Annotated in this window: 8 protein-coding genes; 7 read left to right on the top strand and 1 reads right to left on the bottom strand. The window is 41.1% G+C overall.

Annotated features, from left to right (window positions below; translation table 11 throughout):
* Positions 1–260 precede the first annotated feature (260 nt).
* The 5 genes from B2O97_RS18130 (at position 261) to B2O97_RS18110 (ending at position 8,217) form a co-directional block, all read left to right on the top strand.
* Entirely contained in the window at positions 261–3,374 is a 3,114-nt protein-coding gene (locus tag B2O97_RS18130) for a SusC/RagA family TonB-linked outer membrane protein (protein ID WP_286767824.1), read from the top strand.
* Between the two features lie 9 nt (positions 3,375–3,383).
* A complete protein-coding gene (locus B2O97_RS18125; protein WP_286767823.1) occupies positions 3,384–5,000 on the top strand; it encodes a RagB/SusD family nutrient uptake outer membrane protein in 1,617 nt (538 codons plus the stop codon).
* A 352-nt stretch (positions 5,001–5,352) separates the two neighbouring features.
* Positions 5,353–6,543: an erythromycin esterase family protein gene (locus B2O97_RS18120; RefSeq protein ID WP_172462346.1), complete on the top strand. Its 1,191-nt coding sequence runs from the start codon at positions 5,353–5,355 to the stop codon at positions 6,541–6,543.
* A 5-nt stretch (positions 6,544–6,548) separates the two neighbouring features.
* On the top strand, positions 6,549–7,454 hold the full coding sequence (locus B2O97_RS18115; protein WP_286767821.1) for an ABC transporter ATP-binding protein: 906 nt from the start codon (positions 6,549–6,551) through the stop codon (positions 7,452–7,454).
* Entirely contained in the window at positions 7,447–8,217 is a 771-nt protein-coding gene (locus B2O97_RS18110) for an ABC transporter permease (protein ID WP_286752943.1), read from the top strand. Before B2O97_RS18115 ends, B2O97_RS18110 begins: the two co-directional genes overlap by 8 nt.
* Before the next feature lie 30 nt (positions 8,218–8,247).
* On the opposite strand, the gene B2O97_RS18105 is transcribed toward B2O97_RS18110, so the two are convergent.
* The gene (locus tag B2O97_RS18105; RefSeq protein ID WP_286767819.1) at positions 8,248–11,001 is read right to left on the bottom strand and encodes a hybrid sensor histidine kinase/response regulator transcription factor; all 2,754 of its coding nucleotides are present in this window, start codon (positions 10,999–11,001) and stop codon (positions 8,248–8,250) included.
* 292 nt (positions 11,002–11,293) lie between these two features.
* Between B2O97_RS18105 and B2O97_RS18100 the strand changes: the two genes are divergently transcribed.
* On the top strand, positions 11,294–12,616 hold the full coding sequence (locus tag B2O97_RS18100) for a sugar porter family MFS transporter (protein ID WP_046674257.1): 1,323 nt from the start codon (positions 11,294–11,296) through the stop codon (positions 12,614–12,616).
* A 198-nt stretch (positions 12,617–12,814) separates the two neighbouring features.
* Entirely contained in the window at positions 12,815–13,765 is a 951-nt protein-coding gene (locus B2O97_RS18095; protein ID WP_159332812.1) for a carbohydrate kinase family protein, read from the top strand.
* Positions 13,766–13,813: the final 48 nt, after the last annotated feature.

The following is a 13,813-nucleotide window of genomic DNA, read 5'->3' as shown; positions in this document are numbered from 1 at the left end:
TAGGGCTCTTTATTGTTTAGGTGGTGTGCAGCTTATTATTCTAAAGCAGCAACCTTTACAAGCTAAAGAAACATTGTTTTTTGTACTAAAAAAGTGACAAAGTGAATTTCAATAAATAAAAGTCAATCGATTGCGTTATTTGCGCAATCGATTTCGTGACACCGTTTTTTTGTTCCCATAAAATATCCCTCTAATTTAATGGGCTGAACCAGTCAATCAAATACTAAACTGACAGACTCAACTTTACTAACTATTTAATTATGATTTCAAAATTTACAAGTAACCAAAAGGTAAGCCTGCTTGCTATTGCTCTTCTTGTTGCGTCTTCGCAAAGTTTGTGGGCCGCAGAAACGCCAATTGCATTTAAACATAAAGCAAACGAGGCCACTCAGAACCAAGTTACCGGGAAAGTAACCGCAGAAGATGGTCCTCTTTCGGCTGCGACTGTTTCGGTCAAAGGTACATCGGTATCGACATCGACAGATGCAAAAGGGACATTTACAATTCGAGCGAAAGCCGGTGATATTTTGCTTGTTAGTAGCGTTGGCTATAAAACTAAAGAAGTAACTGTTACAGGGACGACCCTGTCAATTCAGCTCGAAAGTAACAATGAGGCTTTGGAAGAAGTTGTTGTTGTGGGATTTGCCAAACAAAAGAAAGTAAATCTAACTGGTGCTGTACAGGCGATCACGTCAAAGGATCTACAGGACCGTCCCGTTACAAATGTATCCTCAGCGATCCAGGGTAAATTTTCGGGTGTAACAATTACTCAAAATTCGGGGCAACCAGGTAAGGATAACGGTACCATCCGAATCCGTGGTCTAGGTACTATCAATAATGCGAATCCGCTTGTTATTGTCGATGGAATAGAAAGCTCGATGAATAATATCAATCCCAACGATATTGAAAGTGTTTCGGTACTGAAGGATGGACCTAGTGCAGCAATTTATGGATCTAAGGCTGCAAACGGGGTTATTCTGATTACGACCAAAAAAGGGGGAAGTGGCAAACCGCAATTGAATTATACGGGCTATGCCGGGATTCAGGATCCAACACGTCTACCGGAATATATGAACTCTTATGACCATGCTGTCATCTTAAACGAGGCTCTTAAAAATGAAGGGAAGACGCAGCGTTTCTCCCAGCAGGATCTAGAACTTTTCAAAAATGGATCTGATCCGGACGGTCATCCCAATACAGATTGGTTAGGGTTGTTGTATAAAGGGTCAGGTTTCCAGCAATCGCATAATTTGCAGGTTACAGGAGGAACAGAAGATGTGCAGTATATGGCTTCCGGAGGCTATCTAGGGCAGAAAGGTGTTATTAAAGTTGCGAGTTCGGACCGGTATAATTTACGCACAAATGTGGGGGCAAAAGTGTCTTCAAGGCTTCGATTTGATTTAGGGCTGGCGTATAACTATCAACGTATTACCGAACCCGTAAACCCTTCTACAGGTGACATGGCACAGATCTTTAGACAGGTAAATCGTATTCCTAGTTTTATTCCATACAAATATAGCAATGGTGTGTATGGTCGTGGTAGCGACGGTAACCCAATCGCTTGGATGGATCTGGAGGCAAAGGACAATATGATCAATAAACATACGCAGGTCAATTTCTCCGGTGAATTTAAGATTATGGATGGATTGAAGATCAAACAAGTTGTTGGCTTTCAACCGATCGACAATATGTCTTCCAAATTCGTCAAAGACATCCAATACTATGCACCGAACGGTGATTTGGGACCTAAGCAAGGGGTGAATAATCTGACTGTTTACAACTTTCAATCTGAACGATTGACTTTTCAAACCTTGTTGACCTATGATAAAAAGATTGGTAATCATCAAATCAATGTCTTAGGCGGTTTTATGGATGAAACATTCCGTGCAGATTACTCCAGTGCTTATGCGCAAGGGTTTTTGAATAATGATTTTTCGGAACTGAATTTAGGTAGCAAGGACGGAATGAAAGTCGACGGGGGAGCAAAAAAGTTAATTTTACGCTCTTTCTTCGGTCGTATCAATTATGCATTTGCGGATAAGTACCTATTGGAAGCCAATGTGAGACGTGACGGGACATCGCGATTCTTGGGAAGCAATCGTTGGAGTACTTTTCCTTCGTTCTCAGCAGGATGGCGTATTTCTCAGGAAGATTTCTTTAAAGAATCTCCTTTGTCTGATGTAATTTCAGAATTGAAATTAAGAGGTGGTTGGGGTAAACTCGGAAACCAACAATTAGCGGCAACATCAGATAATTCATATCCTTCTTCAGACGCTTATTATCCAGGCTTATTTACCATTTCTCCTGGCTATAATTACTTCTTTGGCGGTGAGATTAGTTCTGGCGGAGCTATCGTTGAATCAGCAAACCCAATATTGAAATGGGAGTCAACGACAAGTACTAACATTGGTTTGGACCTGAACTTCAAAAACAATTTGGGCTTTGTATTTGAATACTTTGACCGTAAAACTGATGGAGTGTTGTTAAAACTGCCCGTATCGAACTTATATGGTCTTCCAGCGCCTTACCAAAATGCAGGGAAAGTACAAAATAATGGGGTTGAGCTCCAAGTGAACTATCAAAATAGTATTGGTGATTTTAAATATAGCATTGCCGCAAATGGTTCTTATATTAACAACCAGATCAAAAAATGGGCAAGCGATGAGCCACAAGTTAATGGAACTTTTTATATCTATGAGCAGGGCCGACCAATCCGTTCGTTTTATGGCTACGAAACAGCAGGAATCTATCGTTCGGATGAAGAATATAAAAACAGTGGCATTCAAGGCGTAAATGGAACTGTAGGTGCTGGTGATATTATCTATAAAGATCAGAATGGCGATAAAAAAATCGATGGAAATGACCATGTATATCTAGGTTCGCCTGATCCGAAATTCATCTTTGGTCTGACGTCCAATATGAGTTATAAAAACTTTGATCTGAGCCTATTCTTCCAAGGGGCCGCTAAAGTACAGGGCTATCTTTGGGGTGAAGCCATTGGCGGGATCTCGGGATCTGATAAACCGACAACCATTTTTGCAGATCGTTTCAATGCAGAGACCAATCCAAATGGATCGATGCCGAGGGCATTGACCAGTTGGTCACAAAATAGTCCTTCAGGCACTCCTTCCGATTTTTGGATACAGAATGCAAGTTATGTCCGCTTGAAGAACATTACCTTCGGTTATACCTTACCAAAAACGTTTACGGATAGAATCGGTATTAAAGGGGCCAAGGTATACTATAGTGGGCAAAACCTCTTGACTTTTACTGGTTTTGCTAAAGGATTTGATCCGGAGGCTCCAGCGGATTCTAGAGGTAATTACTACCCACAAGTGAAAACAAATGTGTTTGGTCTTAACGTAAACTTTTAATTGAAAATCATGAAACTTAGAAATATAACGATTGCATTGAGCGTAGCCACCTTATTGTTCTCTTGTCAAAAACTCGATCAGGAACCGTTGGATGCATATAATGCCGATAATTTTTGGAAAACGGAAGCAGAAACCGATTTTGCTGTAACAGGTTTGTACAGCGGTACAAGGGGAAGCGACGGTAAGCTGGCCGAAGGATCTGCTTGGGAAGACGGTACACAGATCTTTTACATGGACTGTACTTCGGATAACTCCAATAGTGATTTCCCTTGGGAAGGATTCCAAGCTTTGGGAAATGGGACGGCAACACCGACAAACTCTGGAAACGCAGAGGCACGCTATACGTACGAGCATATCCGTCGTGCTAATTATATCCTTGAAAATATTGAAAAATCGCCGGTTAATGCTGAAAAAAAGAAACGGCTGACCGCTGAGGTACGCGTCATACGCGCATATAAGTATTTTGATATGGCGACCTTATTTGGGGGAGTACCTATCATTACGAAAACTTTGACCGCAGAAAATTCGTTCGTGCCTGCAAATACGCAAAAAGAAGTATTGGAATTTGTGGAAAAAGAATTGAAAGAAGCTGCAGCAGATTTGTCGTTTGCTAAGGGAGGCGGGCGGATGTCAAAAGGTGCCGCCCTTGGTTTGTTGGCTCGCTGTTATGCTTTTGAAAAGAAATATCAGGATGTCATCAATACAACACAGGAGATCATCTCTTCGGCTAATTATAAATTATTCGATGATTATGCAACCCTATTTGAAGAGGCAAATGAAAACAACAGTGAGGTTATGATGAATATCGAATATTTGGTAAATATTCAAGGATATACTTCACTTGGTATTATGCTGCCCAATTCCATGGGCGGATGGGGGTCTATTGTACCAACACAGAGTCTGGTAGATGCTTACGAAACTGCCGATGGAGAAACTATTGGCGAGTCGAAATCCTATAACCCTGCCAGTCCATATGAAAAAAGAGATCCACGCCTGGGCGCAACAATTGTTTACCCAGGAGCACTGTATAACGGTAAATATTTCGATCCATTGGATCCGAAATCGGAAGATTATCCATCTGGTCCAGATAATGCATCTAGCACAGCTTACAACTATAAAAAATACATCCAAAATCCGAGCAGTTATGCGAACATTTGGAACGTGGGTACCAACATTATTGTGATGCGTTATGCTGAAATGCTTCTGTTAAATGCGGAAGCAAAGATTGAATTGGGGATCATTGATAATAGCGTATATGACAATATCGATCTGGTTCGTCTACGCGCAAAGATGCCAAAAGTAGATAAAGCAGTTTACAGTGGTCAGAGCAAACTGCGTGAGTTGGTGCGTCGTGAGCTTCGTGTAGAATTCGCAGGAGAAGGACGCCGCCGCTTTGATATTATTCGTTGGGGAATAGCCAAAGATGTGATGAACGGTCCTGTAAATGGCGCGCTGTCCAAAGGTACGGTGGATCCTAAAACGGGCAAGGTTACTTATACTTCGTTAACTGATCGTTTTTTCTCTGAAAATAGAACGTTCAAAGCTGGAAAAAATGAATTGTGGCCAATTCCGCAAGCTGTAATCGATAACAGTAAAGGAACGTTGAAACAAAATGTAGGGTATTAATTTTCTCCTGCTATATTTTTTACGAAGCAAGCAAGCAAGCAAGCAAGCAAGCAAGCAAGCAAGCAAGCAAGCAAGCAAGCAAGCAAGCAAGCAAGGCGGTTATGTGATACACTCACTTAACCGCCTTTTTGTAGTTATAGGGCATTTCTAATTTTTTTTGTATAATTTTTTTGTGGAAAAAGAAAAAATGATCATCTTATGTTAAAATGTATTCTACTTTAGCGTGACACGCAGTAGATAGATCAATTATGAATTATATAAGCTGAAATGCATGAGAGGTGTTTTATGTGCACTTGCGATAACTACAGTTTTAATTTTATCGTTTAATAAGCTTGTCTATAATGATACGCCCATGGCGAATCATGCAACATTATTAACCGAAGTGAATCGCCATAAAAAAGAAATCAAAAGTATCTTGATGACCGATAGTAATTTTTCGGATCTACGCTTTTTTGATGCTACGCTAAAAAATAATAGAATTTTGATGTTGGGTGAAATGCTGCACAATGATGGCGAAACTTTCAAAGCGAAAGCCAGACTCATTCGTTATCTGCATGAGCATCTCGATTATGACGTAGTTTTATATGAGGCAGGGCAATATGATATGTGGATGATGAATGCACAGATGGATACCCCTACGAGTCGGTCTCAAGTAAAAACGGTCGGCGGTATCGGTCTATTTGACTTTTGGTGGCAAAATGAGGAAAATCAACTGCTCTTAACTTATTATAAAAATACGAAAACATCCCAGAATCCTATTTCTCTCGGTGGGTTTGATATTCAGTTTTCGGGTAGGGAATTGTCTGATAAGCGGGCGAAATTATTAGAAGATTTCTTAGTCAAAAATGGGATTGATTCAACCAAGTATCCTTTATTGAAAAAAAATAGAAACAAACTGGAATACCTGACATATGAACGTTTTGCCAGCAAGCAGCTCGATGCGGACCAAAAGAAACAGTTTTTAGCAGAATTGGATGCATTGAGCCGTGTGATCAGCAGGGGTGTAAAAGACAATGAGCACCTGATCTATAGCCGATACCTGTCCGATATGAGAAATAACTTTGACAAATCTTGGCGCTATAAATCAGGATCAATGCAGAGCATGCATTTTAGGGATTCCCTGATGGCAGAAAATCTATGCTATCAGATCGATTCGCTTTACGCCGGCAAAAAGATTATCGTCTGGTGTGCCAATATCCATAGCTTTTCTGCTCCATACAATAAAGATTATCGGCCGCTTGGGACTTATCTAAAGCGTAAATATGGCGCCCAAGCATATAGCCTGGACTTTACTTCCTATGGACGATACGATAAAACTGGCCGTGTTGTCGATAGAGTGGGTAAGTTGGCGGTGGAAAATGTATTTCATGCTACCAAATCGCCTTATTTCTTTTTAGATCTTCGGGAGTTGTCCAACAATAGTATTTTAAAACAGAATTTTAGTTCAGTCATCAATCAAGGGATTGATGAAGATAGAAGGTGGCACGACTTTATCGACGGCATTTTCTATATCGATATCAATAAAGATCCAATTTACCGGTAACACCAATGGAAAGTATCCTCACAAAACAACTTAGCTTTAAAATAGGCGCGAAAACAATCCTGGATAACATCAGTCTGCAGGTACCAGAAAAGGGTATTTATGGCTATCTCGGGCGAAATGGAGCCGGAAAATCGACAACAATCAAGCTACTTTTAGGTCTTTTGGAGGACCGGACAGATGCGATTTTTATTCAGGGAAATAGTCTTAGGACAAATCGAACACGTATCTATACGAATGTTGGAAACCTGATCGAATCGCCTTGTTATTATACTAAGTTAACCGTTTTTGAAAATTTAAAGTATTTGGATATCATTCATAAAAAAGGGAATAAACGTATTGATGAAGTGTTGGGAATGGTTGATCTTCATCGGGAGAAAAAGAAAAAAACGAATGCTTTGTCTATGGGTATGAAACAGCGGTTAGGGATTGCAATGGCGATATTTCATGATCCCCAATTACTCATTCTGGATGAACCATTAAATGGTCTCGACCCACAGGGTATTGTGGAAATGCGCAACTTGTTTTGTCACCTCAATGAACAGGGTAAAACGATCTTTCTTTCAAGCCATATTTTGAGTGAGCTTGAAAAAATAGCAACACACATTGGTATCATAGAAGGTGGGAAAATGATTTTCCAAGGAACTAAGCATGAGCTGCTGGGACAGGTTGACCGAGAAGTGTTCTTACGGACATCCAATCCTGCTGCAACAGTTTCTATTTTGCAAAATGGAGGTTTTTCTACGGTTAACTTCGATGGTCAAAATGTTATCGTCAATATAGGGGATGATCAACAATTTGATTTTGTGATCAAATCTTTGGTTGAACAGCAGATTGCTATTTATGGGCTGGAATCCCGTGGTGCTGATCTTGAACAAATTTTTATAAACCTAATCGCTCGTGCAAATGACTAATACATTTTATACTGCTTTTTTGTCTGAAAAGTACAAACTTCTTCGTAACAGGGAAATTTTTGGGGTCTTGATCGCACCTATGCTGCTTATTTTTGCGATTAGCGCTTATATAATCTATGACATTGTCAATTCCGGTGGTGCCAGCGCCATTCCCAATCCCTGGAAAGTCTTATTGGGTCGATATGTATTTCAATTTTTTTATTTACTCTATCCCATTCTTGTCGCTTTGTTCGTATATGCTTGCTGTGATGTGGAGTATAAGAATAACAATTATAAAATACTCTTTACTGTGCCCATCAGTAAATCGAATATTTTCTTTTCCAAAGCGACCTTTATTCTACTAACATTACTTTTTTCAATTCTTTTTGCGTACGCTGCATTTTTGATCAGCGGCTATCTGCTCAGTCTGATTTATCCCGTCCTTGGTTTCCAGAATTACGACTATAGGCAGGTGATTTTTTATACATTTCTGAAGCTTTTCATTACCTTATCAGCTATTGGGATGATCCAGCTGGCTTTAAGTCTATTGTTCCGAAGCTTTATTTACCCGATTGGGGTGGGGATGTTTATGTTGGTGTTTTCAGTGCTTGTGGCGCAAAAAAGCTTTTCGGATTTTATACCCTATACGGGTGCTTATAATGCGGTCATGAACATCCTATCCGAAAATGACTCATTTGCACGGCTCGATTACTGCAACATGGTGATGGTTGTTGTATTTCTATTGATCAGCTTTTATCTATTTAAACGAAAGGGGCAGTTTTAACGTTTCGTTTGTGGATGCCCCACTGATCGGCTATTTTTTGTCAAATTCTTTTTTATAGGCGCTTGGTGACTGTCCATATTTCCTTTTAAAGGCCGACGCGAAGTAAGATGCTGATGAAAAGCCGACACTACTAAATATTTCGTTGATGGTTAGACCCTCAGCCATCAGGCTTTTGGCTTTCTTTAATCTTCGTTCCACAATATACTCATTGACACTGCAGTCGAGCAGCTGTTTCACCTTACGATAGAGCTGAACGCGTGAGAGATGGAGGTCGTTGGCAATCCCGTCGACGCTTAACCGCTGATCCGATAACTTGGATTCGACAATGGCGGAGAGATTGTTTAGGAATCTTCTGTCGCTATCGTTGACCTGTTCGGCTTGAGTACGCTCAAACTGTTCGACGTTGCTGCTATATTTTTCTTTAAGCTGATGACGCGATTGAAGAATATTTGAAATACGTATCCGCAGCAGTTCGGCATTGAATGGCTTAGTAATATAGTCATCGGCCATTAATTTGCTCCCCTCAAGCATGGTCTCCTCGTTGGCAAGTGCACTCAGTAAGATGACGGGAATATGTGCGGTCTGATAAAAGGCTTTGATGTCTTTCAAAATATCCAGTCCGCTTCCATCAGGAAGCATAATATCGGTGATCACCAGGTCTGGAAAATGTGTCTTCATCATACTAGTGGCTTGCTGGGCATCCTTCGCCAGAAACAGGTTGTAATCCTGTTCCAATAACGAGCGGAGATAGTCTCTGATTTCATCATTATCTTCGACGATCATAATGCTCTTCGATTTGTTGGATCGAAAAGAAAGATTGTTGTCTACCACCTTTGCTGTCGTGTCCAGTAGATCTTGTTGATGAAACGATGGTTTTTCTCCACTGTCGAAACCGGCCAGTTCAGCAGGTTCATAATGACCGTTCCCAATTGGCATGCGGAGGGTGAAGATCGATCCATGGCCGGGCTTGCTGCTCACGGTGATCTGGCCATGATGCAGTTCGACGATCTGTTTGCTGTATGCGAGTCCGATTCCGGATCCGTTACGGCTGCCGGCTCCTTGGTAAAAAGGATCAAAAATATGCTCAATATCAACCGGCGCAATTCCCAGACCATTATCCAATACGCGTAGATAAAAATAGTCCTTGAAATTGTTTTCTTCTAGTATAATTTCAATTCTGCCGCTTGCTGAAGTATGTTTGATCGCATTGGATAATAAGTTGGATAGGACCTGTTCCATGAGGTATTCGTCCATCCAAACCTCTTTCAAACTCGTTTTGTTGATATAACTGACCGAGATTCTGTTTTTCTTAAATAGCGGTTTGAAACTACCTATTACCTGCTGGATGAATGGATCGATATAAACGATAGACGCATGTAACCTAATTTTTGATTTACTGATTCGGTGGATATCAATGAGGTCGGTAACCAAACGCTGTAGTTTTTTTGCATTCCGCTTGACGCGCGACAACTGTTCTTTGACTTCTTCTGGCAGGTCTTTTCGTAATTCAAGGTCCTCGATAGGCGCTATAATAAGCGTCAGTGGTGTTTTAAATTCATGTGAGATGTTGGTGAAGAAATTATTCTTGATTTCTGCCGCTTGCTGGATCTGACTATTCATCTCGACGATCTGTTTTTGTTGCGCAAGGATCTCACTATTTTGGATTTCCAGATGTTTGTTCTTTTCCCAGTTGCTCCTGATCACGATAATAGAAATGCCACCAAAGACAACAGCAAGCACCAAGCTAACGACCAGTACATTAAGAACCGACTTTTGACTTTGGTAAATCTTATTCTGTTCCGTAATGAATTCCTGTCTTTTGTCTATATCGAGCTGCTGTTGCTTTATTTTATCCGACTGCAGGGCAAGCAACTCCGCGTTGGTTTTATCGATGACAGAGGTTGCGAGTATATTCTCGCGGCGGTAGTTTTGGTGGTTGATGATAGCCAAGGCCGTTCGAATGGCTTCGGCTCCGCCAGTGGGGTAGAGTATGGAAGCGAACATTTTGCCCTGTATGATCTGTTCAAGCCCATTTCCGGGACCAGGAAGGGCATCAACACCGATTATCTTAATGTCCTTTTTGATCTGGGCTTCGTCCAATGCTTTTTTTACCCCCATGGCCATCTGATCATTGAAGGTGAAGATGATATCACTCTGGATCATTTGGTCTATATGCCTACGCGTTTCCAAATAAGCTTTGTTTTTTTCCCATCCGCCGTGAATGATTCCGCTCGTTCGAATCCCTTTAGCATCTCCAATTTGCTGCATAAAGCCTTTTTCACGTTCTATGGAGGCGGATGTACCCGATAATCCAGTAACCAGGCCGATCGAACCATTGTTTTGTAAAATGGTGCGGCTATACTGGCCCGCCAGTTTTCCGATAGCAAGATTGTCTGCCCCCACATAGGCATTATATTGGCCTGAGGATGTCTTACGGTCAGTTACGATGACGGGTATATTGCGTTGAAATACCGAATCTACTATAGGGGTAAGGGGCTCGGCCTCATTTGGCGATACAATCAGAAGATCGATATCCTGTTTGACTAATTCCCGAATTTGATTAATCTGGACATTATTGTCGCCATGGGCATCTCGATAAAGAAAGTCAATATCCGGATTGAAGGAAAGTTCCCTTTTCATTTCTTCGAGCATGGTTTGTCGCCAGGCATCATTTCCGATACACTGTGAAAAAGCAATAATCCGCTTTTTCTTCTGGACCATTGGTTGACATCCACAAAAAAGAAGCAGGATCAATATGCCACCATAAATGAAATATTTTCCCATGATTTTTTTTCCTTCAATATCCGAATATACATTATTTAGTTTTTTTAGGCTAACCTCGTCTTTGTTAGTGTATTCTTTACACTGATATGGAAACTTTCAAAAATGTATCATTTTCTAAATTTTCTGTTTAAAAAGTGAAAGTTTTAAAAAGTAATACTAGTGTAAGTTTCAGATTTTTAGTGTTTTAATGTTTTTTAAAAAATGTTACATAAATAAATGTTTTTGCGAAGCTCAAATTTAAGTTAAGATGAAACCAGGGTTAAATTTGGATTAATCAATTATAGATCATAACATGAACAAAAACACGGTACTAGCTTGGTCCTTTGTAGTGGCTTTAGGCGGATTTTTATTTGGATTTGATACAGCGGTTATTTCAGGAGCAGAAAAGGCCGTGCAGGAACACTGGCATTTAAGTGAGTTTCAGCATGGATTGACCATGGCCATTGCATTGATCGGAACAGTTGTTGGAGCAGCGCTGGGTGCACTGCCGTCAGATAAGTTGGGGCGTAAGAATACTTTATTTGCGGTTGCAGCTCTTTACTTTATCTCAGCAATAGGCAGCGCATTGGCGAATGACTGGACGATATTTATTTTATTCCGCTTTCTGGGTGGTATAGGCGTTGGCGTCTCTTCGGTAACTGCACCAATCTATATATCGGAAATATCTCCGGCGGCATCGCGTGGAAAATTGGTCGGACTTTTCCAGTTCAACGTCGTATTGGGGATTCTGATTGCCTATCTGTCCAATTACTTTATCGGTCAGGTAGGGGAAGAGTCCTGGCGTTGGATGTTAGGCGTACAGTGTTTTCCGTCGTTATTATTCTTCGGTCTGATCTTCCTTATTCCGGAAAGTCCAAGATGGTTACTGCTGCACAGGGGTAATTTAGCTGAAGCAAAACGAATTATGAAAAAAATCAACTCGGATGGTTACGAGCTGGAGATTTCAAAAATTCAGGAGTCCAAAAACAATACAGCAGGGGAGGGCAAACTCTTCGTTCGCGAAAATGTCAAACCTATTTTATTGGCCTTTTGTTTTGCGCTATTCAATCAGGTTTCAGGTATTAACGCAATCATTTATTATGCCCCCCGTGTATTTGAAATGGCCGGCTTGGGCTCACAGAGTTCATTGCTTTCAACAGTTGGGATCGGGGTTGTCAATTTTATCTTTACGTTGCTGGCGATCAATTTCATCGATAAGGTCGGTCGAAAAAAATTAATGTTGGTGGGCTCCATTGGACTGATTGTATCTTTGGCACTCGTTTCCCATGCTTTTTATACCAATCAAACGACGGGTTTTGCGATCACCATCTATCTGATGAGTTTTATTGCCTTTTTCGCATTCTCGCAAGGCGCTGTGATTTGGGTGTTTATTTCGGAAATTTTTCCGAATGATGTCCGTGCTAAAGGACAGACATTCGGCAGCTTGACACACTGGGTGATGGCGGCAATTATTACCTTTTGTTTTCCTGCATTGACGGAAATGCTCGGCGGGGGCGGTACCTTCTTGATCTTTGCCCTATTTATGGTTTTACAGCTTATCTATGTGCTTAAGTTTATGCCGGAGACAAAAGGGAAGTCACTGGAAGACCTTGGGCATACCATCAATCTACATTAGTCTTTAGCTGGACTAAACGAATAGGTGTCGGAGTAGCCATGGCGCGACTGGCGCCTATCGAAAGCTATTTAATCAATGACATTATGATAGCAAGTCGTGTGTATCTATTGTCAACATTGAACTTAAAGGGAAATATAATAATCAATTCGTTACATGGCTTTTGGCGCTCGGCCGAAGCTTTGTGAAAAAAGAAGAAATATGAAAAACGGAGAAAAATCAATACAGGGTATTTGTTTTGGAGAGGTACTTTGGGACAATCTTCCTACCGGTAAAAAATTGGGCGGTGCACCGTTGAATGTGGCTTATCACCTCAATAAACTGGGCGTTACGACGCGTATGCTAACACGCATAGGGCGTGATGAAAATGGTTATGAACTACGTAAGGTATGTGAGGATCTGGGCATTCCGACCGATTTTTTCCAGTACGATGAGTTATTGCCTACCTCAACCGTAGAGGTTTCGATCGATGCTAAACGCGATGTGCATTACGATATCGTTTATCCGGTAGCTTGGGACAGAATAGCAGTGGATAGTGCTGTTCTGGAAGCAGTTGCAACGGTGGATTTTTTGGTATATGGAAGTCTAGCCTGTCGGGATGAAGTAAGCTTCCAAAGTTTGCTGTTATTGCTTGAAAAAGCCCGCTTTCGGGTGATGGATGTCAACCTGCGTACACCTTATTTTGGTCCTGAAAAAATACATAAGTTGTTGGCATACGCTGATTTTGTGAAAATGAATGCCGAGGAACTGCATGTTATTTCCGACTGGAATGGCGCTACGGAAGCCTATACCGATCAGCAGCGTGTAGACTTGATCATGGCCCGTTTTGCAATTCAGGAGGCAATAGTAACCTATGGTGCAGATGGAGCCGTGTATCATTATAAAAAAGATAATATCAGTTATCATTTCCCGGCCTTGAAAGTTCAGGTAGAAGATACAATCGGAAGTGGTGATTCGTTTTTGGCGGCTTTCCTCACCAAAAGGTTTCAGATGCAGGAGGGTGTTCAGCTGGAGGAAGTACTGGAATTTGCGGCGACCTTAAGTGGGTTTGTGACACAGAGCCGGGGGGCTTGTCCTGAATATAACGATGAGGTCATCAATCGATTCCAATGGTTGCATCCGATCTTTAATGGAGGCCAGAAGCAACAGTAAGTATACTGCTTCTTAAAGAAGCAGTATACACGTTATCATCATAAAATA

It is taken from the genome of Sphingobacterium sp. UBA865, assembly GCF_002295765.1.
GTDB lineage: Bacteria > Bacteroidota > Bacteroidia > Sphingobacteriales > Sphingobacteriaceae > Sphingobacterium > Sphingobacterium multivorum.
The sequence above is the reverse complement of the archived record's forward strand: the minus strand, read 5'-3'. Positions and strand labels throughout refer to the sequence as shown.

What these genes read in the sequence shown, in the direction of transcription:
- B2O97_RS18095 (WP_159332812.1), top strand. Translation starts at nt 12,815, where the DNA reads ATGAAAAACGGAGAAAAATCAATACAGGGTATTTGTTTTGGAGAGGTA.
- B2O97_RS18115 (WP_286767821.1), top strand. Translation starts at nt 6,549, where the DNA reads ATGGAAAGTATCCTCACAAAACAACTTAGCTTTAAAATAGGCGCGAAA.
- B2O97_RS18125 (WP_286767823.1), top strand. Translation starts at nt 3,384, where the DNA reads ATGAAACTTAGAAATATAACGATTGCATTGAGCGTAGCCACCTTATTG.
- B2O97_RS18110 (WP_286752943.1), top strand. Translation starts at nt 7,447, where the DNA reads ATGACTAATACATTTTATACTGCTTTTTTGTCTGAAAAGTACAAACTT.
- B2O97_RS18120 (WP_172462346.1), top strand. Translation starts at nt 5,353, where the DNA reads ATGGCGAATCATGCAACATTATTAACCGAAGTGAATCGCCATAAAAAA.
- B2O97_RS18100 (WP_046674257.1), top strand. Translation starts at nt 11,294, where the DNA reads ATGAACAAAAACACGGTACTAGCTTGGTCCTTTGTAGTGGCTTTAGGC.
- B2O97_RS18130 (WP_286767824.1), top strand. Translation starts at nt 261, where the DNA reads ATGATTTCAAAATTTACAAGTAACCAAAAGGTAAGCCTGCTTGCTATT.
- B2O97_RS18105 (WP_286767819.1), bottom strand. Translation starts at nt 11,001, where the DNA reads ATGGGAAAATATTTCATTTATGGTGGCATATTGATCCTGCTTCTTTTT.